This is a genomic window from Mobilisporobacter senegalensis (assembly GCF_003752155.1).
GTDB lineage: Bacteria > Bacillota > Clostridia > Lachnospirales > Lachnospiraceae > Mobilisporobacter > Mobilisporobacter senegalensis.
Genome location: NZ_RJVG01000003.1, coordinates 13,412 through 35,464, shown reverse-complemented (window position 1 = coordinate 35,464; position 22,053 = coordinate 13,412). Strand labels below are relative to the sequence as shown.

Sequence of the window (22,053 nt, the reverse complement as noted above, 5' to 3'; positions counted from 1 at the left end):
TACATAAGTTTTTTATGTTCTCGTAATTTCACATACAGTGAATCCTAATTTTTCCTTTGCATAATCCACAATTGCTTTTAATGATGTTTCAACTTCTGATACAGAGCCGGTAACAATTAAGGTTCCACTAAAACGATCTACAAATCCCAGATCGATTCCGGAAGTTTTAATGGCAATATCACTTGCTATAATTGCAGTTTCACTTGGGCTCATAGTTACAATCCCAATGGCCGCCTTATGATAGTCTAATTCTGGATTTAAGCCTAATTTTTTATAAAGAATCTCATCAGGATTGGCTATAACATGGGCTATGGTAATCTGCTTCCCTGGTACAATCTCCTGAATAATCCGTGTCTTTCCTTCATTGGATAATATATCATTAAAATTCATTTTATCACTCCTTAATCAGCCACCGATCTGGCATTGTAATCCTGATGATCTAACTACTTTTGATAATTCTTCCATATACTCGTTACTTAGGGGTTCGATATGGGATAATTCATACTCTCTGCCAAGTCCTTCATATTTATCCTGTCCTAATCTGTGATATGGGAGTAAGTGCAGTTCTTTTACTCCCGGTAATGTCTTTGCATAATTTGCAATATCATTGATCTCTTCTGCCCTATGATTAAAGGTTGGAATCACAGGAACCCTGATAATTAAATTTGTACCGGATTCTGCAATTTTCCTTGCATTCTCTAAGATTAACTGATTTGGTCTGCTTGTATATTCTTCGTGTTTTTTGCTGTTTATATGCTTAATATCCATTAGATATAAATCCAGATATGGCAAGTACTGATCAATCACGTGAAAGTCAGCCATACCAGTGCTTTCTATGGCAGTATGAATCCCATATTCCTGACAGGTCTTTAATAAAGCCACTGCAAATTCTGGCTGACATAAGGCTTCACCGCCAGATAGGGTAACACCGCCGCCGGATCTTCTGTAGTAAGGCATGTCTTTCATAATTTCTTTCATGACTTCTTCAACAGTAACATCTCTTCCTATAATTTTTTGTTTTCCCTGAACTTCCATTGTTTGAATCTCATATTCCTGAGATTCTGGATTACAGCACCATTTACAGCGAAGGACACAACCTTTTAAAAATATTATGGTTCGTATCCCCGGGCCATCGTGAATGGAATATTTCTGTATATCAAATATTCTACCTTTTACCTGTGTAAAATCTTTTTCCACAATAATCTCCTCCAATTAGAATCCCTGCTCCGTTCTAGCGATAATGTCATCTTGTAATGATCTTGAAAGAGAGGTAAATAAAGCACTATATCCTGCAACGCGAACTACTAGATTTTTGTAATTCTCTGGATGATTCTGAGCATCTATTAAAGTATCCCTGCTAACTACATTGAACTGCATATGACTTCCTTTTTGATCAAAGAAAGCACGTATCAATGATATGAAGTTCTCAAGCCCTCTTACGCCGCTTAATGCAGATGGATGGAATTTCTGATTGAATAAAGTTCCATTGGATGCAATATAATGATCTAATTTTGCTACTGAATTAGCTGCTGCAGTCGGTCCATTCGTATCCCTTCCTGATGCAGGAGAAACACCATCTGCGATTGGAGTAAAGGCAAATCTTCCATCCGGTGTAGCTCCAGTCTGTGCTCCTAAAGGTACATTGGCAGATACTGGATATAATCCTGCCTGATACTGTCCTCCACGGGGATTTCTAAAAGTTTCTAAAGGTTTGGAATAGGTATATGCAACTTCACGGGCAAACATATCCACCTCAGTAACATCATTACCATACTTAGGAAGCTCAGATATTAAGTCTAATATATAATTCAATCTTTCCTGTTCTTCCTTACTAATACCGCCTGATAATACGGAAGTATAGATATCTCTGATTTCTTGTTCTGTAACCTGTTTTCCCTGCTTTAATAGATTGCTGGCAACTTCCTTCGTAATTTCTTCTGCTGCAGCAGAATCAATACCTTTTCCAAAATTCACTTCCAAAGCGTGTTTAAATTCTGCCAAAGTTACTTTTCTGTCTTCAAATACTAATTTCTTAATTGCATATAAAGAATCTGTCATGTTGGCGATTCCAAATCCCTGAGGCCCGGTAAAATTATAGACTGCACCACCTTCCTGCACACTTTTACCACGTCCGATACAGTCTTCGATCATACTTGATAAAAATGGCAGCGGGCATCTTTCTCCATGAGCTACATCAATGGCATTATCCGCATTTACCATGAGACCGATCATATAGTTCATTTGCTTTTGATATGCTTCAAAGAATTCTTCAAAGGAAGTCATTTTCTCAACATCACCGGTTTCAATACTTATTTGTTTTCCCTGATCTATTCCATTACTAAATACAAGCTCTAAAGGTCTTAGCATGTTAAAGAAAGCTGCGTCATGCCATCCTTCTGTTTTACCGGCCTTTTGGGGCTCCACACATCCAATAATGTTATATTCTCTGGCATCTGCCAAGGTTAATCCACGATTTACTAATCCAGGTATGATGACCTCATCATTGTAATATGCAGGCAGACCAATTCCTGTGCGTGTTAATTTTGCTGCCTTTATCAGGAATTCATGAGGTGTGCCATTCCATACACGTACAGATAAGGACGGTTGAGGAAGCATAACATGCATGGATGCTTCAATACACATATAAGATAATTCGTTAGTAACATCTACACCGTCTTTATTCTGACCACCGGCAATGAGATTCTGGAACAGGCTGTATCCTGCAAAACCTTCTGCCGAAGCAGCATCACGTGCTTTGTTTAAATCATTTAATTTTACCCAGATACAATCCATAAGCTCTATTGCAAACTCTTTTGTAATCTTCCCTGATTTTATATCGGCCTCATAATATGGAAACATATATTGATCAAAACGTCCAGGTGAAATAGAGTGACCACTGGATTCCACTTGCAATAACATCTGAACGAACCAGAAAGACTGACATGCTTCATAAAAGGTAGCCGCACCCTGAGCCGGTACTCTGCTGCAGTTATGTGCTATTAACATAAGTTCTTCTTTTCTCGTTTTATCATTGCATTTTTTTGCTTCTTCCACTGCTAATTTGGCATAGCGGTTTGCATAATCAATTGCTGCCTGGCAGCTAATTAATACGGATTGTAAAAATTCATTTCTTTTTACATAATCCATATCCGATACCTTTAATTTTGATAAAGCTTTTTTTACTTCATTTATAATTCCTTCGAAACCGATCTTTAGAATTTTTTCATAGCAAACGGTAACATGACCTACTCCATTATAAAAATAGTTTCCTGGTGTAAATATATTATGTTCCATTGCCATTTTAGTCTCTGGCGCCATATATGTCGTTGCCAGTTCACTTGTTGTTCTTCCTTTCCAATATTTAAAAACATCTTTTAATATATTCTTTGTATCTTCTGAGATGTAGAATGGATCAGAACTTCTGGTCGCTATTGTGTCAAATTCACCCTCTAACCAGGAATATGAAAACTCAGGAAAGACCTGGCATCCTCTGGGTGATATAGTTGCACTTCCCACAATTAATTCTTGATCACGAATAGTGATTGGAATATTATTCAAAATATGTTCAAAGGCTCTTGCGCGACGCATGATGATTGGTTCATCTTCCGTTTGTCTATAGCTCTCTGTTAATAAATAGGCTCTATCTGCCTCAATTTCAGGCATATTAGCATATAAATCTTCTATTAATTTATTTATTCGTAAGCTTTTCTTAATTTCAATATCATTATGTTCCATCCTGATCGCCTCCATTATAATACTTTGTCCAGTACTTCAAGTCCATAGTCTGCTAAATGGGAATCTTCTTCCGATGTTCCTCCACTGACTCCAAGACCGCCTATCATCATATCTCCTGCCATTAATGGCACTCCACCGCCAAAGATTATCATCCGTCCATTATCTGCCTTATCAATTCCATAGAACGTTTCTCCTGGTTTTGCTAATTCTCCTAATCTTTTCGTTGACATTTTCACAGCCACACTGGTATAGGCTTTCTTCATTGCAATATCAAAACTTGCCAGATATGCACCATCCATTACATGGACAGCGATTGGATTACCATCAGGTCCACATACAGCAATAACCGCATTTAAGCCAACCTCTTTTGCACGTTCTTCAACCTTTTCAATTAATTTTTTTGCACTGGATAAGGTCATATTTTTATTTCCTAATCCTAACTTCTGTAGTACAGCCGATATGATCTCATCATCTGTCCTATCCCTCTGTATGCTTGTTGAAAATGTTGTTTCTTTATCACTCTTTTTACTCAGCATAAAGTCAGTATACCTTGCCAGCATATATAGATAATCAGCCAGTCGATTCATATATTTTTTAGCCCCTGAGTCTGCATTAAACTTACGGTCAACAACAGCCAGCCATCTTTCCGCTCTTCTTGCAACTGTTCTTGCAATATCTATCTGAGCCGATTCCTTTGTTTGTCCCGGCAGAATAAATTCGTTCTTTCTGGAAAAAGAAGATTCCATACGATTGATTTCTTCCTCTAAGTGAATTACTTCTGCTTCGTTCATCTTGTGTTGCTGGTTGAATTGATCAGCAATACAAGCCATAATTGTCATAAGATTTTTCTGTATTCTTTCTATCTCATTTTTTATATCTGCATTATCACTGGATGCTTTGATCAATCCAAGATTACTCGTCAATTCATCAATGTTTCCAAGAAGCTGGATTCTTTCATCGGATTTAGAAACATTCTGCAATTTCATTAATTTTGTAGAACCATTATCACCAGTTTTTGTATATATGCTCATATTATCATTCCTTCTTAGTTCAAATTAATCTTTAAATGGCATTCTCTTTACTGCCCTTGCTCCATTTGCACCTATGTTTCTGCTCTCACTATCTGTAGGATTTTCTAAATAATAGATATAAGTTCCCCTTGGAAGAGAACGCAGGGACAATGCAACTTTCCCTCCAAATATACCTATACCGGCTCCTAAGATAGAATCATTGGCACTATTGAAAGATAAATATTCTAAATCCATTTCTTCTTTAGAAAAAATCTCATATGGAATTCCTTCTTCTTCAATGCCTGCACAGACCTCATTTAAAATATCTGGATCGGCTTCATTTATATAAATTAGTATTGATGGTTTATTCATTCCCATGGCTTCCACCTGCATATGATAGAACAAGTCCTGTGGCTACTGCATTTCTTGGACCTTCTGTTCCCCTGATATTTCCACGCCCGCAAACTATCTTGTAGTTCGCAAATTCTTCCATTAACATTTCAGGTATTTCAAAATCCTCTGCAGACCCACCAACTAAAACAATATTAGATATACTTCTTAAATTATGATCTGGGGCTATTTTTAATAATGCTCTTACTGCATTTTTGACAAATACCTTTCTCTTGGCTTCTTTTCGAATAAGAGCTATTTTTTCTAACGGTATATCTTCTTCTATCTTAATCATTTCATCCGGATGTAAAAGCACTACATTCCCAAAATATTTCGGTTCAACTGGTTCTTCAAAGAAATGCATTCCACCGTTTTCCAGTCTCATATGATATAGGCTTTCTACCTTTGCCAAAGGATACCTCTTTATCTGTTCTGCTGTGTGACGGCTGGTTAATCCAAGTTCCGTCTGAATAAGCATGGAGACTAATTCTCCTGCTCCTGCCTGATGTGTTGCTTTTACTTTGCCGTCTCTGTCAATAATTGCAGCATCTGTAGAGCCTCCTCCAAGATCGAGAATCGCCAGAGGCAGTGTTGTTCCGGGAGTGGTAATTGCTCCAAGGGTTGCCATAATTGCTTCTACTCCGGCAACTTTTACATAAATATGTAACTGCCTCTTTAGCTCCTCTGCAATTTTCCTCATTGGCAATTGTTCGGTTTTGACCATGGCTGCAATTCCAACCGCTTTTTCCATACAGGTCTCTCCTGCCAGTGATCCGGAAATAGGCACAGGTGCCAGCGTATCCACCGCCAAAATATCAGTGATTTTTATATTTCTATCTGTTTCTTCTATGACTTTACCCATACCTGTTTTAATATTATTTAACATATTACCAATATTGGAATCTGCCTGACCGCTGATATCTTTTATGGTTCCTGCATTTTCTAATACTTCCATGATTCTTTCCGCGCCAGAATCAATATTTACAGAGTAGATCTGATCTGATTCAATATATATTTCTCCGGCAGGTAATATATTTTCTTTCACATTACCATGAGGAGTCTTTATTACAACAGCGCTTCTCTTGCCAATTAAACTTTTAGCAATTGGAGTGACCGCTTTTGTCTCTTCTCCATTTAACTTTAACAAGGTTGCTATCCCATAAGGGTTGGAAAGCATTCTTATACTTTGACCTACAAGTGCAACTTCAATTGCTGCTACTTTAAATTCTGGTATTTGATAAATTCTTTTTACTTCATCCACTACCGGTATTTTGTTCTTTAAACGATTCCATACTAAAACTGCTTCATCTGCCTGTAGGATTAATCCTGCTATATTAAGCCTGTTACTATATTGATTTATCTGTCTGGCTATTTCTTCATAAGTTGTTTCACTACCGGCAGCTATAATATAAGGAATCTCTGCCTTTCCCTGATTTAAATGCTCCATATATAGAATGGTACCAACTGCCTGACCTGCACCAGCTGGAGTGGATGGATTATGACCAATCATAGAAGATTCTGTAATAATTGTCTCCGTGATGGTTTCCATTGCGGTATCACCTATAACTGGTGTCGCTTCGTTAATACGGATCAGACTAAGTTCATTGACAGACTTATTTAAGATTCCCATAGCCTCTTCTAATGCATCTTTGATTCCTGATACATTTGCCAGCGTTCCTTTTGTCCCTGTGGTTGCTCTTTTGCAAGAGGACAGATAACGAATCCGCCCATCTTCTTTGATCCCACCGATACAAACTTCTGTTGTTGAATTACCAATATCTACACCTGCAATTAATTTCAAAGAAGAATTCCCCTTTTCTCATAAATTTCAGCCGCTTCCATTACCAATTTGGCACAATTTACTGCTTTGTATTTCTCTAAAAGATCTTTAGCCATAGTGGCTAATTCAAGTTTTGTTGATCTATTTGGTCTTAATTTATTGTACATTTCTAAAATTACTTCATCGGGTACATCCACAAGTTCAGATGCTCTTTCAAAATTTTTAGCAAGTTCTGAATTATCACTTTCCTTGGCTACCTGTCCCTGATTATAAAGCATTTCTTTTGAAATCTTTATATCATCTGCTGTTACATTTCCTTTTTTTATTTCATCTAATGTAATTCCACTTAATTTCTTTCCCGTTTTGGATTTTATGGAATTTATTTCATGCTCACCTAAAGGATATCTCATTTTCAGACCTCCATTCAATCATTGGTATACTAACATCTACCAGTTCTGTTTCTTTAATATGCATAAGTGCTGCTTTTACCTGGTAATTGGCACGAACCATCGGATCATTTACTCCTTCAATTGGAGATACTTTCTCACCTTTCACATATTTTGCTGCATTTTTACCAATTGCCCGGTAGGTTTTTAATGTCATTAATGGAGCTTGTGAAAACAATTCCAGATTAGATAATGGATATAAATCTTTTTGATGGATTACTGTAGTTCCTTTGGACTGGATTCCGATACCAATACCTGATCCACTTATCTTAGCCGCCTCTAATGCCATAAAGCACACATCTGAAGTCTTTAATATTTTTACTACCCGGGGTATCATGCCTTCTTCTTCAATTCCGGCTGTAATATTCTTTAAAACATCATCCAGACTTAATCCATTAATGGTTTTCTTAATTTCTCTTTGAAATGCCGGCCCTACTCCTACAACCACTTCTTTTGGATTTGTACCTTTTTTAGCCACCGGATATCCTGCATAAGAAGTTTTCCCAGTAAAAGGAGTGCCATGGGCTTCACTTTGTTCATTCTGCAGATTGATTTTTTCTATAACCAACCTTGTAATTCGTTCAATTAATTCTTGATTTAACTCCATGCATGCCACCTCCTAGAAGTTATTAGGGTCAATAATGTGAGGAATTCTCTTAATCTCTTCCCAGCGTTCTCCATCCACACGATAACCAGTACCCGGTCCCATATAATCATTTGGATTATTTACTCCTGAGTTTACTTTGAAATTTTCATCTAAAATTGCTGAAGTCTGCATATAGTCACCTACCACACGTTGTTTTAACATATTTAAGATACTTTCTGCCAACTCTTCAAAGCCGGTTTCAGCCAGGGCTTTTACAATGTCAACTCCTGTAATTCCTCTCTTCATCATATCTTCTACTGCCATTAGATCTGCAACAACATCACGACTTAAAGTTTCTTTACTTCCATGGGCATATGTAACTGCCTCTACCTGTTCATCTGTGATTTCAGTCAATCCTAAATATTTAAATACTGCCTGTACAGCTTTCCCAGCTAATGATCTGACCCGAATCACATCTTCTTCTTTCACTGGTTTTAAGCCGCCATCTACCTGCATATCTCTTTGTAATACATTGTAGTCATCAAAATCCTCAGCATCAAAGTTAGAACCTGCAAATAAATTGTCGTAATTAGGTTCTCCTGCATATCCGGAGAAGATAAAATCCGTGCCAGGCATAAACTGAAGCATTGTTCTTGCAGTTCTTCTCATATCAGAATTTGTGAAACTTTGATCGTTAGAAGAAGCGCATTCAAGACCAAGTAAGGCCGCTACTAAATTTTCACCGATTACTTCTTTAATACCGGCAGGTACACTGGCAGTCACACCAATACAACTGACAGAACCATTTTGTATTCCTTGTGAACCAGCGCCTTTTGTAACATAGAGACATCTGGTTTCTAAATAAAGCATGGATTTCTTTTCCGCATTTCCCATTAAAACTTCCGAACCGGATCCTGATGTGAATCTCGTTTTTAATCCCCTGGAAGCATATGCACTATTTAAAAATGCTTTAGAATATGGAGTATCATCTCCATCCACAAATACTTTTTCTGTACCATACACTGACATTGTTTCAGCATAAGTTGTGAAACCGCGAATTCCTAATTCTAATTCTGTAGCTTCTTCTACGGCACATTGGGTAAGAACGCCTCTTCTTCCTGCCTGAGATCCTATCAGCAATGCAATCGCATTAAACGGTGCATATCTTGCAATGCCAACAGTTGTTTCTTCTTCACGGAACCCTCTAAGAGCCCCTTCCGCTGCATCGGCTGCAATTTGTACCGGATCATCTTTTAAGTTCGTGATATGTGCCTGGTTTGCCGGTGTCTTTCTTGCTCTCATTTTTTGCATACCCATCATCATCTCGACAACATTAAGATAATTGATTACTTCAACCATCTTAGCCGGAGTAATACCGGATACGATTTTTAATATCTCTTTTCTGGATACATTAATATCAACTATTTTTCTGGCAATATCAAGAGACGATAAAGCCATTGAATCCAGGCTTCTATCAATTCGAATTGCGTAATCAGCTATAAACTGATCTATAAAATCAAAGTCATCTCTTTTCTTCCCATCTAATTCAACAATCACTCCATCAACCACTTTAATAGAAGGCTTAGGATCATAAGGGCTTTTCATTGCAACAAATCCCATTTCCGGCCATTCATTGATAAACCCATCTTTATTTACAGGACGTCCATCCAGCACTTCCATTCTCTTTGATCGTTTCATAAGCTCCGCCTTTCGTAATGATAACTATTTATATTTAAGAATCTGTATATCTGATTCTATCTATTCTATGTTCTATTTTATAATACCATATTTCATTGTGTTGTTCAACTGTTTTTTGTTTGTTTTTCTTTATTTATCTTTGTTTATCATTGTTTTAATATCTGTTTTTATTTGTTTTGTGTTTGTTTTGAGTTTAAACAAAAAAAGTGGTGAAGATTCATCTTTCACCACAAGCTTTTTATTATTAAATTAAAAACTATATTCCTTGATTTAAATAGAGCGATATTATTATTGTTCTTTACTATACTTATAATCAATTTTTAAAGTTTCAAATGTTTGTTCCCATTTTTCATCCAATTTTGTATCTGTCACAAGAATATTAACTTTATCTAATTCACTTATTTGAGTAAATGATATCTTACCAAATTTTGATGTATCTGCTACTAATATTTTTGTATTCGCAGAATCGAGTATTAATTTCTTAATATGTGCATCCATTTCATTGGAATCTGTGATGCCATTATTCATATCGACCCCTTTGCAGGAGATAATTGCTTTATCAACATGAAAAGTACTGATCATTTTCTCTGCCTGATAGCCGACTAAAGAGAGGGAACCTTCTTTTAACACACCTCCGGTTGATAAAACATTCCATCCGACTACATCGGATAATTCTAAAAGAATCTCGATGGAATTAGTTATCAGAGTTAAATTTCTCTTGTTCTTTTTCTTTAGTTGCTTTGCAACAAACACTGCAGTAGAACTTGCATCCATCATGATATGGTCCCCATCTTCAATCATAGAACTTACAATTTCTGCAATGTATTGTTTGTTTGCCACATTGGCTTTCTTACGGACAGTATATGGCAAATCTACATTTACACTTTCATTAATGATCGCCCCACCATAAGTTTTCTTGGCCAAGCCTTCTTTTTCAAGTTTCTCAAGATCTCGCCTGATTGTTTCTTCTGTAACCTTGAACAATTCACTTAAATTACTAACCACAACCCGGTTTTCACTTTGTAAAATCTCCAATATCTTATTTCTTCTTTCGATTGCAAGCATCAACATTCCTACTTTCCTACATGGTACCCCATTTAATTTGTTGTATTTATTGTCCCATAGACAATTTTCTATTTAAATGCTATATGAGCATACAATAAATACTTCGTATTTATTGTCACGCAAGCATTTTTTCCCTTATGTAAGGATTAGTCTATGTGAATATAATAAATACTCCGTATTTATTATCCCATAGACAATTTTTCCCTTGCGAGCAAGAAAAATTGTCTTTATGAGCATTATAATATACTTTTGCAAAGTTTTCCATCAGGATTTGCAATTACTGAAGAATCTAATAACATCCCATTTTCGCCAACAGCTGATTTTGCCTTTGCTATAGCTGCTTCTACCGCAGCTATATCTCCTGTTAATAATAGATAAGATTTACCACACATACCTCTGGCAATTCTTAATTCTATCAAATCCACTTGTGACGTTTTGGCCGCTTCGTCGGCAGCTACAATAATAGATGCTGCTGAAAAAGTTTCTAAAATCCCAAGAGCATTGATTTTATCAATCCTGGTGGTACCATAAATAGCCGGAAAAATTGATTCATGGGGATTACCCAGAATAAAACTATCTATCAGATGTTCACTATGACCAGTACGGGCAGCTTCAATACATGCATTAACAGCACTTAGATCACCACTTAATAATACAATATATTTTCCAGGACATACCGTCTGAGCCTCAACAATCTCAACTTCTGCTGTTTTAAGCATCATATCTGCTACTAATAATCCTCTGGAAACTGTTTTATATTCAACCATTCCGATTGCCTTACCCATAAAGTGCGCATCCTCTCTCTATTCGCTATACTGATAATTGTGAAGCCCTTTTTTGTGTCTATTGATATTCCCGTGTACTTTGGAATAATCATAGGCACAATTAAGAGTTTCACAATTATCAGACTATACTAACTATTAATTATTATATATTTATCGTTTACTTCTAATATTTCGCCTGAAATTGATGCGTGTATTGGGAGAGAAAGTTTTCCTTCTTCTGCCGCTGCGATCACATCACCTTTGCTTATCATATCTTTCTTATTTACCACAGGTTCTGCTTTTGGACCAATGTGTTGATTTAATAAGATTTTTACCTGTTTTGGTATCACTTCAGTCTCAGTGAGGGGAGCCTCCACATTATAAGCTTTTAAACCGAGCCTGGAAGTCAAACGTTCCATAGGAATCTTACGATATTCTCTGAAAGATTCTACTTCCCCCAAGGAATATCCTTTTGGCATAATGATTCCATTTTGTCTTAATCCATTTTTATAATCCTGAATTAACCGCCTTGGAGACAGTTCTTGGGGACAGGCATACATTTCACATAATCCACAAGAACTGCAAAACATTGTATCCAAAAATGGCTCTAAATCTTTCGTAACACCACTTGTGGCTGCTCTCATGAACATATGAGGCGCAATAGGATGCCCTAATTGATTTCTGGGACACAGATTCGTGCACATTTCACATTGACAGCAAGCTGACATGGCTCTTTTCATATTAATAGAGGTCTTTGATAACCTCTTTTGTATTACATATTGATTTTTAGGCAGGACCAAAATTGCATTGGTAGTTTTCGTAACTGTATCATAAGAATTTACAATGTTCCCTGTCATTGGACCTCCCATAATATATACAGGATTATCAACTACAGATCCTCCAGCTAAATCTACAACCTCTTTTACAGTCATTCCAATAGGAACTTTTATCGTCACGGGAGTATTTACTGCTCCTGCTATCGTAAGATATTTAGAAGAAACCGGCTCATGATCTGTGACTGCTTTATAGATATTATAAACAGTTTCTGCATTGAATACAGTAACTCCGGCTTCAATTGGAATACTACCAGGAGGTACGACTTTACCTAATGTTTCATAGATAAGTACAATTTCATCTCCCATTGGATAAACTTCTTCTAGCTCTTTGATTATAATTTTGGGAAATGAATCAATATAGGATTTAACAGCATCAACTGTTAAGGTATAAGAAGATTTTACGGCAATAATAATCTGATTTGCTTCTACTGCTGTCGCTATCATATCAAGTGTACTCATGATTTCATAAGCAAATTTTTGTAAAAGCTGCCTATGTACTTTCAGCAAAGGTTCACATTCAGCGCAGTTTAAGATAATCGTATCCGCTCTCTTATCAAACTTTCCATAGGTTGGAAACCCTGCGCCTCCAGCACCGGCAACTCCACTTTCCTTCACAATACTTGTTAATTCCTTAATATCCATATGTCAAATCTACTCCAGTCCTATCCAGTCGTCAACAATACCGACAATTGCTGCATCAACAGGTGAACTTTCTGTATTACAGCCAATTCTGGCGGCACTGCCTTTTGCTACAAGAACAATTTCACCTATTCCTGCACCAACATTATCAACTGCTACAAATCTCTCGCTGCCTTGCTCCATATTTTTAAAAGGTTCAACAATTAAAAATTTTGAGCCTACAAGGTGTTCATTCTTTCTTGTCGCTACAACACTGCCTACAACTTTGCCTACAATCATGTTTTCACCTACTTAACATTCAAATTTGGTTTTCCTATACTTCATTTATTATAATTACATAAAAATGTATTTATTTCTACTTTATCTGATGACTATCATCTGCATTACTTTAAAATCCTGACAATATTCCCTGTAGCAATTTTAGCTGCATTTGCTTCATCTGTATCAATATGCATTTCCAATGTGAAACTCTCATCCACACGGATACTTACATGATTAAAGGTTGTTCCTCTTTCATTTTCAACTTGCACTGATACTGTATCACCATTGTTTACACCAGCTTCTTTTGCATCTGCCGGGGACATATGTATATGTCTTTTTGCTATAATACAGCCTTCTTGTAAATATACAACACCCTTTGGCCCAACGACTGCAATTGGTGCCGAACCCTTAATGTCTCCTGACTCTCTGATCGGAGCTTTTATTCCTAATTTTATCGAATCTGTTGCTGAAATTTCAACCTGGGATGCCTTACGGACAGGTCCTAAAATTCTTACATTCTCGATGGCTCTAAGCTTTATACCTACGATTGTTACCAGTTCATTGGCCGCGTACTGGCCGCCCATTAACTCTTTTTTCTTGGTTAATTCATAACCTTTTCCAAATAATGTCTCTACATCTTCTTTTGTTAAATGTATATGTCTTGCAGATACTCCAACTGGTACAGCAAATCCTTCATTGGTACTTTTTTGATTCATTGCTTCCATAACCAATTTTGTTATCATTTCAACTGTTTTTTCTTCCAAGATTGTCACCTCTTTTAATTTCGTACCAATAATTTTATCTTACCCTGAACTTTTGAGCTGCTACAGTTCAGCCCTAAGCGGGGTTTCGCGCTGCTACATTTTGCTTAGGCAGAACGCCATATAGAAAGTAGTGCACAAACTGCCCTTAGTATGCAAGCACCCTCGTGGAATTTGACACTACTTTCTGCATAGCTGAACTGTAATAAAAACCTATTTTAAAGCTGGAAGTATTTTTTCTACATCTGTGTGTGGTCTTGGGATTACATGAGTTGCTACTAATTCACCAAGTTTAGATGCTGAATTTGCTCCTGATTCAACAGCAGCCTTAACAGCTCCTACATCACCTCTTACCATAACAGATACAAGACCAGAACCGATTTTTTCTGTTCCTACAAGTGTAACGTTAGCTGCTTTTAACATTGCATCTGCTGCCTCAACTGCTGCTACTAAACCTCTAGTTTCTACCATTCCTAATGCTTCTTGTGCCATTCTTTTTTCCTCCTTGATAATTGTCTCTTCAACCTCTTTTTTTACAGGTTTTGATACGACTTTTTTAGTTTTGATGGTTTCATTTTTTGAATTTACTTCTTTTACAATTGTATCTTTTTGAATATTTTCTGGTACCACATTTACTGGTGGTTTCTCATTTGCTTTCACTGGCTTTTTTTCATCTGCCATGTTTACACCGCCTAATTAAACTTATTAGCACTAATCTCAACCATTCTTAATGTTTCTTCATGTGGATTTGGGATCACTGCATGAACACAAGGTTTCATTGCTTTACTTGCTGCACTTTCAACTGCTTCTGTAACAGCAGCAACATCGCCCCTAACAACGATTGTTACAAGTCTTCCACCTAATTTTCTCTCCCATGTAACAAATTCAACGTCTGCCGTTTTGCACATAGTATCTAGTGCTTCAATCGCAGCTGTTACGCTTGGGATTTCAATAAATCCTAATGATTTCATTGGTCCTACACTCCTTTTTGCCATGGGCTAATATATCATTAGATTCTAGGAAGAATTTTTTCTACATCTGTATGTGGTCTTGGAATTACATGCACTGCTACTAATTCGCCAAGTCTGCTTGCTTCTGCTGCACCAACTTCTGTAGCTGCTTTCACAGCGCCTACATCTCCTCTGACTAATACTGTTACAAGTCCGGAACCGATTTTTTCTGTTCCTACTAATACAACTTCAGCTGCTTTCACCATTGCATCTGCTGCCTCAATTGCTGCTGTTAATCCTCTGGTTTCTACCATTCCTAATGCTTCTTGTGCCATAATAATTATCCTCCTGATTAATTCCATTTATAGTTTTAGTTCTTATCTAATCCATTTAATTTTAACATCTTTTCAGTATCAGTTTCTGGTCTGGCAATAATATGTTTTGTAATCACTCCAGAAACTTTATTTGCTGCCACTTCCGCCGCATCAACTGCCGCTCTAACATCATCAACACTACCACGAAACTTTACCATAATGATTAAAGGAACCGGAAGGCTGTCTGCATTTGCAGGCTTATTTCGATCGAAAGTCTCTATTGTAACATTCGCTGCTTTACATCCAGCATCTCCTGCAACAAAAGCTGCAACAAGTCCATATACTTCTATCATTCCTACTGCACTTGTCATACTTTTTTCTCCCTATTATTCATTAATAATGGCAATCTTTAAGCCTTCCATTTTAAGGTTCGTTACATAGCCTTCATTAATTTGACTTAGCGGATATTTATGTGTGATTAATTTGTTAATTGGAAGCCCGATTCCTTTTGCTCTCTTTAAGAAATCAAATGTTGTAGCATAATCTCTTAATGTATAAACCCAGGATCCTACTGTAGTGATTTCTTTTGCACAAATATCAAAATGAGGATTGATTGTTGCATCTCCACCATTGATAAAGAAACCAAGTTCGCAAAGACCACCGCCATTACGGATAAATTTATATATATTTGCATGGGCAACCGGGGAACCGGTACATTGGAATGCAAAATCTGCAAGGTAACCGCCAAATGCATCTTCCACGCCTTTTGCTAACGCTTCAATACCGTTATGGTCTTTAAAGTTTACTGATTTTGTTGCACCTAATTCTTTCGCAAAGTCAAGTCTCTTTTGTTCACCATCTACTGCAACAATATTTTCAATACCCATGGTTCTAAGCACTGCGATACAAAGTAATCCAATTGGTCCGCATCCTTGTACAACTACTCTGGAATTGAATCTAAGTATTCCTGTAGTCTTCGCCCTCTCCACTGCATGAATTAATACTGCAGAAGGTTCGATTAAGATTCTTGAGTCTAAATCCAGATCACTTACATTAAATACGGTAGATCCGCCTCTAATAACAATATAATCTGCAAACCATCCATTTAAATGAACATCATCATCCGGTAATAATCCATATACATCTGCTCCCCCTACATTTTGCTTGTTAAGGTCGAACATTGTAATATCCGGATTGTCTTTAAAGATCATACAAGTTACTACTTTATCACCAATATTAAGTGATTTACCAGCACTGTCCTTCTTTACATTTTTGCCCATCTTAACGATTTCACCGGTACCTTCATGACCAAGTACAACCGGAATCAAACCAAATGGGTCTCTTTTATATTCATGAGCATCTGTACCACAGATACCACATCCTTCAACCTTAACAAGGATGTCATCATCCCCTAATTCAGGTATTGGATATTCTTTTAATTCAAATGTTTCTAGTTTTGTAAGCATTGCTACTTTACTTGTCTTAGGTATTGTACCTGCAGATGTATTAGCAGCTGTACTTTTTGGAGCTTCTTTCATTCCCTGAAGTACTTGTTTTACAATCTCTTCAATGTTAACTGAATTTACATCCATTACAAATCCTCCTATATTATTTGATTATCGTATGCAAAGGCTGTCTGCCATTACACAACGTCTTTGCTTCGTAAAGGTACGAGCGGAAGTAAGACCTTCACCAGTTCTACTTGCGATCGTAAAGGTACAAAATCCTTCTCCGCCAAAACCTAGCGCTGCATAGGAAGGTGCATTCTTAACAAAGATTGCAGTATCGATTGCTTTACCAAACTTAGTCAGATTATCCACATTCTTTGAATGCATATGTGCTGAGTGACGATTGCCATGCTCTAACCAGACTGCTTTTTCAATTGCATCATCAATATCTTTGGCTCTGACGATACCAAGGATCGGCATCATTAATTCCTCATCAATAAGAGGATGTTCTTTTTCTCCTTCAAAGATAATGCAGCGAATGTTGTCTGGAGCATTGATCCCTATCATAGATAGTAATGTACGTGCATCTTTACCTACACATTTTCTATTTAATCTGCCATCTTTTAGAACAACGGCTGTTAATTTGTCCTGTTCTTCTTTCGTAATTACATAACAACCATTTTCAATGAGATAATATATCAGTTCTTCTACTATTTCATTTACCGCAACGATTTCTTTTTCTGCGATACATGGCAGGTTATTATCGAAAGTACAACCATTTACGATATCCTCTGCAGCTTTTTTAATATCAGCAGTTTCATCTACAAGCACTGGTGGGTTACCAGCTCCTGCTCCAATGCCACGTTTTCCAGAAGAAAGAACTGTAGTAACAACTCCTGGTCCTCCTGTTGCTGCGATTAATGGGATATCTTTGTGTTTTAGCATAATATCGCTTGTTTCCATAGTAGGTTTTTTCACAGATACTACGATATTTTCTGGTCCGCCTACTTCAATAGATGCTTCATTTATTAGGTTTACAGCAAAGTTAGAAACTTTAATTGCTGCCGGATGAGGATTAAATACAACTGTATTGCCTCCTGCGATCATACCGATACTATTGCAAAGAATCGTTTCACTTGGATTTGTACATGGAGTGATTGCTCCAATTACGCCAAATGGCCCCATTTCTATCAATGTCAAGCCTCTGTCTCCAGACCATGCAATTGTTGCAATATCTTCAGTACCAGGTGTTTTTTCTGCAAGAAGCTGATGTTTTAATATCTTATGTCCTACATTGCCCATTCCTGTTTCTTCCACACCCATTTTAGCCATAAGTTCCGCATTTTCCAAAGTTTTTTTACGTATATTGCTTATGATTTTTTCTCTGCAATCCATAGATAACTTTTGTACAATACTTTGTGCTTTTTTCGCTGCGTTAATGGCTTCCGTCATATCGTCAAAGACGCCTAATAATCTATTTTGACCACTTTGTGGATTATTCTGTAGTTTAACTAATACTTTATTAACGATGTCTTGAAGTTGTTTTTCATCTACGACCACGTCATGACCTCCTTCAATTTATTTTTACCAAACTCAGCTAGTTTTGTGTCTTCTTCTTCCGTACCACCACTTACTCCTATGGAACCTATGATTTTTTCTTTGTAAATAAGTGGTTCGCCGCCTCCGAATATTACAATCTGCCCTTCATTGGTATGTTGAATGCCGTATAATTCCTGTCCTGGCTGACTTAAATTCTTTAATGTAATTGTGGACATTTTCAGAGCAGCTGACGCATATGCTTTATTATTTGCCACATCAAAACTTGCTATATAGGATTGGTCCATGCAATGTACTGCTACCGGTCTTGCTGCACTGTTATAAATACTTGTTACAACAGACATGCCCCACCTTTTTGCCTGATTTTCCACTTCCTTGATTAAAACAACCGCCTGATCCAGGTTTATATCCTGTACCATCTCATTTTTTTCCAATGGCAGGTACACTCCCATCACATCTTTTACAACTGCTTCAACCATTTGTGCCTGAGTGGATTTTATTTTTCTGGTAATATCTCTTAAATTTAAGTTTAAATCAACATTATCTGATTCTGCCTGAATGCACTCAATATATCCAATCAAACCGTCTAAATCGTGGTATAGACTAGCGAGTTTCTTTTTACCAGGTTCATTGGTTTCATGCATATATCATTCCCCTTTTCTGTAGAATGATTGATAATAATATTTCTTATTTTAAACCTAATTGTTGAATTACTTTACTTGCGATTTCAGAAACTAATGCATCTGTATCAGTTCCTTTGCTTCCATGTTCGCTGCATCCGTGACAACTAGTTTTTCCATCTTTGTTGTTTTGGCAAAGATCAGCAGGATGTTTTCCTGTCATGCCGAATTGTCTGCGGATCTCATATAGTCTTTGAACCTGAGCTTCTGATAATTCTTTTGGTCCGCCAAGTTGAGTTGAGATGAATAATAATTGTGCATAGAATTCTACAGACTCCATCTTGTGGTATGCTGCTAAAAGTGAATCAGAGTAAGTTAAAGCTCCATGATTTTCTAATAATACTGCATCATAATATTGAACATATTTTGATACTGCATCTGGAATTTCTTCTGTAGATGGTGTACCATATTCAGCAATCGGAACACAACCAAGAGTGATAACTGCTTCCGGCATAATTGGCTGAGTTAATGGAATACCTGCAATTGCAAATCCAGTTGCATACATTGGGTGAGCATGAACTACTGAATTAACGTCTGGTCTTTCTTTATATACACGCATATGCATTTTGATTTCTGAAGATGGTTTGAAGTTACCGTTTGCTTGAAGTACCTTTCCATTCTTATCTACTTTACAGATATATTCAGGAGTCATAAATCCTTTACTAACACCGGTTGGCGTACATAAAAATTCATTCTCATTTAACTTTACAGAAATGTTACCATCATTTGCAGCAACCATACCTTTATTATAGATTCTTCTACCTATTTCGCATATTTCTTTCTTGATTTCGTATTCAGATACCATAATATTTCCTCCTAAAAATGTTGTTTTGGTTTGTTTTATGTTTGTTTAACTGTATTGTATCATTGTTTTCTTTTTTAGTCAATACTGTTTTACTTGTTTTTGTTGTTTTTATTTGTTTTTGTTTGTTTTTCATAAAAAAGGACGGATGTAAAACCACATCCGTCCTTTTTCCCAGAAAAATATAAAACTTTTTATATCTCTTTTAATACATATTCATCTAACATTGAACGAAGTGTATCCGCTTCCGAGGTCAGTTTTTCACTGGAAGCTGCTGTTTCTTCCGCTGCTAATGTATTTGCTTCTGTAACATTAGCAATCTGATTTACAACAACAAGGATTTCTGCCAAAGAATCAGATTGACTTGCACAAGCTTCATCAATACCATTTACTAATTCTTTTGTTTCTTCTGAATCTTTTACAATTGCATCAAAAACACTTGCAGTTTTAGAGGTAAGTTCAGAACCACTTTTAACAACTTCTAAGGTCTTATTGATTAAATCTGTCGAATTTTTTGCGGCCAGGGCACTTTCATTTGCAAGTTTTCCAATTTCGTTGGCAACGACTGCAAAACCTTTTCCATGTTCCCCTGCTCTTGCTGCTTCTATTGCAGCATTTAATGACAGAAGATTTGTTTGTGATGATATTTCATCAATCATCTTAACTATATTTGACACTTGATTCGAATGTTCTGCAATACGTTCCATTGAGGCAAGAAGTTCCTTCATATAATCATTTCCCTCATCAATTTGCTGGATGGATTTATCAAAAAATTGATTGACATGCTTTGCATTATCTGCATTTGCCTGTACTGCCTCAGTGACCTCATGGATAGTAGCAGCAAGTTCTTCTACAGAACTTGATTGATCACTGGCTCCATCTGCAAGCAGCTGGGAAGATTCCTGCATTTTTTTCGCACCCTCAGATACCTCATAGGCTACTCCCTTTAATTTGTATAGCATCTCATTTAAAAAATCTACTATGGAATTTACGGATACTTTCAGGGGTTCAAAATCACCTTTATAATCGATAGTAATTTCCTCACTCATGTCTTTTTCGGACAGATTCTTTAAAGCAATATTAATGTTGTCAATATATTTCTTTAATTCTTTAATTGTTTCACGGATGGAATTTGCTAATACACCAAATTCATCATTGGATTCATAATTAAATGTAATATCCAGATTACCATTTGCAACTTCCACTAAAGCATCTTTGATTCCCACAATTGGAGTTGTAATTTTTTTAATAATAGATTTGCTTGTACTTATTAATAAGAAAAGGTTAAATGCGAAGAATGCAATCAAAATGGCGAGGCTGATATAGGATCTTATGTTAGCTCCAGATACAAAATTATTGGCGGACTGATCTGCCCTTACTGCAATTTGATCTAATATTACAGCAATTTCCGCGGTAATTGGCAAATACTTACTCATCAACAAAGATTTTGCGGCTTCATTGCTGTCAGGGGTATTTTGCTTGATCTTCGCCAGCATGTTCGTTTTGACCTGGGCCATTTCCATATTTAAATCTTCAATTTTGGTCAGTTCTTCCTTTGTGGCAACATTCAATTCTGCTAATTTTGCAACGGCACTGACTAAATTATTGGAGGCTGTATTTGCAGCAATGATATATTCATCGGTCTGTCCTTTGTCAGTACTTGAGATAGCTTTAAAAAAATTCGTTTCCACGGATAATAATGTCTCACGGGAACTCCAGGCAAAATTAGTTGCTGTGAATGCCGTATCCCGAAAAGATTTTATTTCATTGGAGATTGTAAATAATAATACAATTGCTAATATTATATTAAATCCACTTACTGCTCCTATCTTATACAGGGATCTCTTTAATTTCCCCGCGATCGAATCCCTGTTGCTTCCCATTTGAGTCATTTTTATTTTTTTATCTTTTATCTTTCTTACCTTAGGTAATTTTAACTTTTTATCTTTTGTTTTTTGTGATTCTCTCATAATTTCCCCCTAATAATATATCCGTCTTTTATTTTAAATAAAAAACTTCCTTCATAAACTTAATAGGCTCCTCTTCATTAAAGTCAAATGATCCCTCAACCATTTTTGATGTGATTGCATTCCAACGATTACAAGCTTCACTTTTTGCAATATACTCATTTGCTGCATTTACATCATCACATTCAAAACAATAGAAAAATTGATTTCCATTTTGAAAGATAGAATAATTACGATATCCAGCCTTCGTGTGTTCTTCCATAATTTCTGGCCATGGATCCAGGTGCATTTTTACATACTCATCTAAATATTCTTCTTTTACTTTCCAGGTCCATGCATATTTTTTACTGTGTTCCATATTGAT

The 22,053-nt window shown here is 36.5% G+C and carries 24 protein-coding genes; all 24 read right to left on the bottom strand.

Annotation, left to right across the window (positions count from 1 at the left end; genetic code table 11):
* Nucleotides 1-12: 12 nt before the first annotated feature.
* Complete coding sequence (locus EDD66_RS05465; RefSeq protein WP_123608562.1) at nt 13-390, bottom strand: BMC domain-containing protein; 378 nt, start codon at nt 388-390, stop codon at nt 13-15.
* A 15-nt stretch (nt 391-405) separates the two neighbouring features.
* Complete coding sequence (locus tag EDD66_RS05460; RefSeq protein ID WP_123608911.1) at nt 406-1,197, bottom strand: glycyl-radical enzyme activating protein; 792 nt, start codon at nt 1,195-1,197, stop codon at nt 406-408.
* Between the two features lie 15 nt (nt 1,198-1,212).
* Nucleotides 1,213-3,735: a glycyl radical protein gene (locus EDD66_RS05455; protein WP_123608561.1), complete on the bottom strand. Its 2,523-nt coding sequence runs from the start codon at nt 3,733-3,735 to the stop codon at nt 1,213-1,215.
* Between the two features lie 14 nt (nt 3,736-3,749).
* Complete coding sequence (locus EDD66_RS05450; protein ID WP_123608560.1) at nt 3,750-4,766, bottom strand: cob(I)yrinic acid a,c-diamide adenosyltransferase; 1,017 nt, start codon at nt 4,764-4,766, stop codon at nt 3,750-3,752.
* 24 nt (nt 4,767-4,790) lie between these two features.
* Entirely contained in the window at nt 4,791-5,123 is a 333-nt protein-coding gene (locus tag EDD66_RS05445; protein ID WP_123608910.1) for a glycerol dehydratase reactivase beta/small subunit family protein, read from the bottom strand.
* Nucleotides 5,110-6,936: a diol dehydratase reactivase subunit alpha gene (locus EDD66_RS05440; protein ID WP_123608559.1), complete on the bottom strand. Its 1,827-nt coding sequence runs from the start codon at nt 6,934-6,936 to the stop codon at nt 5,110-5,112. Before EDD66_RS05440 ends, EDD66_RS05445 begins: the two co-directional genes overlap by 14 nt.
* Nucleotides 6,933-7,325, bottom strand: a complete 393-nt coding sequence (locus EDD66_RS05435) for a diol dehydratase small subunit (protein WP_123608558.1) — start codon at nt 7,323-7,325, stop codon at nt 6,933-6,935. Before EDD66_RS05435 ends, EDD66_RS05440 begins: the two co-directional genes overlap by 4 nt.
* Nucleotides 7,306-7,968, bottom strand: coding sequence for a propanediol/glycerol family dehydratase medium subunit (locus tag EDD66_RS05430; protein ID WP_123608557.1), 663 nt, complete (start codon nt 7,966-7,968; stop codon nt 7,306-7,308). The genes EDD66_RS05435 and EDD66_RS05430 overlap by 20 nt, the downstream gene beginning before the upstream one ends.
* 12 nt (nt 7,969-7,980) lie before the next feature.
* A complete protein-coding gene (locus EDD66_RS05425; RefSeq protein WP_123608556.1) occupies nt 7,981-9,645 on the bottom strand; it encodes a propanediol/glycerol family dehydratase large subunit in 1,665 nt (554 codons plus the stop codon).
* Between the two features lie 288 nt (nt 9,646-9,933).
* Nucleotides 9,934-10,710 (bottom strand): DeoR/GlpR family DNA-binding transcription regulator, encoded by a 777-nt coding sequence (locus tag EDD66_RS05420; protein ID WP_123608909.1) that lies wholly within the window; start codon nt 10,708-10,710, stop codon nt 9,934-9,936.
* 236 nt (nt 10,711-10,946) lie between these two features.
* Entirely contained in the window at nt 10,947-11,495 is a 549-nt protein-coding gene (locus tag EDD66_RS05415; RefSeq protein ID WP_123608555.1) for a BMC domain-containing protein, read from the bottom strand.
* A gap of 128 nt (nt 11,496-11,623) precedes the next feature.
* On the bottom strand, nt 11,624-12,952 hold the full coding sequence (locus EDD66_RS05410; RefSeq protein WP_123608554.1) for a 4Fe-4S dicluster domain-containing protein: 1,329 nt from the start codon (nt 12,950-12,952) through the stop codon (nt 11,624-11,626).
* A gap of 9 nt (nt 12,953-12,961) precedes the next feature.
* Nucleotides 12,962-13,228, bottom strand: coding sequence for a EutN/CcmL family microcompartment protein (locus tag EDD66_RS05405; RefSeq protein WP_123608553.1), 267 nt, complete (start codon nt 13,226-13,228; stop codon nt 12,962-12,964).
* A gap of 104 nt (nt 13,229-13,332) precedes the next feature.
* On the bottom strand, nt 13,333-13,953 hold the full coding sequence (locus EDD66_RS05400; RefSeq protein ID WP_408632101.1) for a phosphate propanoyltransferase: 621 nt from the start codon (nt 13,951-13,953) through the stop codon (nt 13,333-13,335).
* A gap of 231 nt (nt 13,954-14,184) precedes the next feature.
* The gene (locus tag EDD66_RS05395) at nt 14,185-14,463 is read right to left on the bottom strand and encodes a BMC domain-containing protein (protein WP_123608908.1); all 279 of its coding nucleotides are present in this window, start codon (nt 14,461-14,463) and stop codon (nt 14,185-14,187) included.
* Nucleotides 14,464-14,663: 200 nt separating this feature from the next.
* Entirely contained in the window at nt 14,664-14,942 is a 279-nt protein-coding gene (locus EDD66_RS05390; RefSeq protein ID WP_123608551.1) for a BMC domain-containing protein, read from the bottom strand.
* Between the two features lie 38 nt (nt 14,943-14,980).
* Complete coding sequence (pduA, locus tag EDD66_RS05385) at nt 14,981-15,256, bottom strand: propanediol utilization microcompartment protein PduA (RefSeq protein ID WP_123608550.1); 276 nt, start codon at nt 15,254-15,256, stop codon at nt 14,981-14,983.
* Nucleotides 15,257-15,291: 35 nt separating this feature from the next.
* A complete protein-coding gene (locus EDD66_RS05380) occupies nt 15,292-15,606 on the bottom strand; it encodes a BMC domain-containing protein (RefSeq protein ID WP_123608549.1) in 315 nt (104 codons plus the stop codon).
* A gap of 15 nt (nt 15,607-15,621) precedes the next feature.
* Nucleotides 15,622-16,827, bottom strand: coding sequence for a zinc-dependent alcohol dehydrogenase (locus EDD66_RS05375; protein WP_123608548.1), 1,206 nt, complete (start codon nt 16,825-16,827; stop codon nt 15,622-15,624).
* A gap of 24 nt (nt 16,828-16,851) precedes the next feature.
* Nucleotides 16,852-18,243 (bottom strand): aldehyde dehydrogenase family protein, encoded by a 1,392-nt coding sequence (locus EDD66_RS05370; protein ID WP_123608547.1) that lies wholly within the window; start codon nt 18,241-18,243, stop codon nt 16,852-16,854.
* Nucleotides 18,234-18,884 (bottom strand): GlcG/HbpS family heme-binding protein, encoded by a 651-nt coding sequence (locus EDD66_RS05365; RefSeq protein WP_243115307.1) that lies wholly within the window; start codon nt 18,882-18,884, stop codon nt 18,234-18,236. Before EDD66_RS05365 ends, EDD66_RS05370 begins: the two co-directional genes overlap by 10 nt.
* Before the next feature lie 43 nt (nt 18,885-18,927).
* Nucleotides 18,928-19,725 (bottom strand): class II aldolase/adducin family protein, encoded by a 798-nt coding sequence (locus tag EDD66_RS05360; RefSeq protein ID WP_123608546.1) that lies wholly within the window; start codon nt 19,723-19,725, stop codon nt 18,928-18,930.
* A 191-nt stretch (nt 19,726-19,916) separates the two neighbouring features.
* Nucleotides 19,917-21,692 carry a methyl-accepting chemotaxis protein gene (locus EDD66_RS05355; protein WP_123608545.1) on the bottom strand — a complete coding sequence of 592 codons (1,776 nt, stop codon included), beginning with the start codon at nt 21,690-21,692 and terminating at the stop codon, nt 19,917-19,919.
* A 28-nt stretch (nt 21,693-21,720) separates the two neighbouring features.
* Nucleotides 21,721-22,047: an L-rhamnose mutarotase gene (locus tag EDD66_RS05350; protein ID WP_123608544.1), complete on the bottom strand. Its 327-nt coding sequence runs from the start codon at nt 22,045-22,047 to the stop codon at nt 21,721-21,723.
* Nucleotides 22,048-22,053: the final 6 nt, after the last annotated feature.

What these genes read in the sequence shown, in the direction of transcription:
- pduA (WP_123608550.1), bottom strand. Translation starts at nt 15,256, where the DNA reads ATGGCACAAGAAGCATTAGGAATGGTAGAAACCAGAGGATTAACAGCA.
- EDD66_RS05450 (WP_123608560.1), bottom strand. Translation starts at nt 4,766, where the DNA reads ATGAGCATATATACAAAAACTGGTGATAATGGTTCTACAAAATTAATG.
- EDD66_RS05420 (WP_123608909.1), bottom strand. Translation starts at nt 10,710, where the DNA reads ATGCTTGCAATCGAAAGAAGAAATAAGATATTGGAGATTTTACAAAGT.
- EDD66_RS05430 (WP_123608557.1), bottom strand. Translation starts at nt 7,968, where the DNA reads ATGGAGTTAAATCAAGAATTAATTGAACGAATTACAAGGTTGGTTATA.
- EDD66_RS05465 (WP_123608562.1), bottom strand. Translation starts at nt 390, where the DNA reads ATGAATTTTAATGATATATTATCCAATGAAGGAAAGACACGGATTATT.
- EDD66_RS05355 (WP_123608545.1), bottom strand. Translation starts at nt 21,692, where the DNA reads ATGAGAGAATCACAAAAAACAAAAGATAAAAAGTTAAAATTACCTAAG.
- EDD66_RS05445 (WP_123608910.1), bottom strand. Translation starts at nt 5,123, where the DNA reads ATGGGAATGAATAAACCATCAATACTAATTTATATAAATGAAGCCGAT.
- EDD66_RS05410 (WP_123608554.1), bottom strand. Translation starts at nt 12,952, where the DNA reads ATGGATATTAAGGAATTAACAAGTATTGTGAAGGAAAGTGGAGTTGCC.
- EDD66_RS05405 (WP_123608553.1), bottom strand. Translation starts at nt 13,228, where the DNA reads ATGATTGTAGGCAAAGTTGTAGGCAGTGTTGTAGCGACAAGAAAGAAT.
- EDD66_RS05415 (WP_123608555.1), bottom strand. Translation starts at nt 11,495, where the DNA reads ATGGGTAAGGCAATCGGAATGGTTGAATATAAAACAGTTTCCAGAGGA.
- EDD66_RS05435 (WP_123608558.1), bottom strand. Translation starts at nt 7,325, where the DNA reads ATGAGATATCCTTTAGGTGAGCATGAAATAAATTCCATAAAATCCAAA.
- EDD66_RS05380 (WP_123608549.1), bottom strand. Translation starts at nt 15,606, where the DNA reads ATGACAAGTGCAGTAGGAATGATAGAAGTATATGGACTTGTTGCAGCT.
- EDD66_RS05365 (WP_243115307.1), bottom strand. Translation starts at nt 18,884, where the DNA reads ATGCATGAAACCAATGAACCTGGTAAAAAGAAACTCGCTAGTCTATAC.
- EDD66_RS05425 (WP_123608556.1), bottom strand. Translation starts at nt 9,645, where the DNA reads ATGAAACGATCAAAGAGAATGGAAGTGCTGGATGGACGTCCTGTAAAT.
- EDD66_RS05390 (WP_123608551.1), bottom strand. Translation starts at nt 14,942, where the DNA reads ATGAAATCATTAGGATTTATTGAAATCCCAAGCGTAACAGCTGCGATT.
- EDD66_RS05360 (WP_123608546.1), bottom strand. Translation starts at nt 19,725, where the DNA reads ATGGTATCTGAATACGAAATCAAGAAAGAAATATGCGAAATAGGTAGA.
- EDD66_RS05375 (WP_123608548.1), bottom strand. Translation starts at nt 16,827, where the DNA reads ATGGATGTAAATTCAGTTAACATTGAAGAGATTGTAAAACAAGTACTT.
- EDD66_RS05400 (WP_408632101.1), bottom strand. Translation starts at nt 13,953, where the DNA reads ATGATAACAAAATTGGTTATGGAAGCAATGAATCAAAAAAGTACCAAT.
- EDD66_RS05455 (WP_123608561.1), bottom strand. Translation starts at nt 3,735, where the DNA reads ATGGAACATAATGATATTGAAATTAAGAAAAGCTTACGAATAAATAAA.
- EDD66_RS05395 (WP_123608908.1), bottom strand. Translation starts at nt 14,463, where the DNA reads ATGGCACAAGAAGCATTAGGAATGGTAGAAACTAGAGGTTTAGTAGCA.
- EDD66_RS05350 (WP_123608544.1), bottom strand. Translation starts at nt 22,047, where the DNA reads ATGGAACACAGTAAAAAATATGCATGGACCTGGAAAGTAAAAGAAGAA.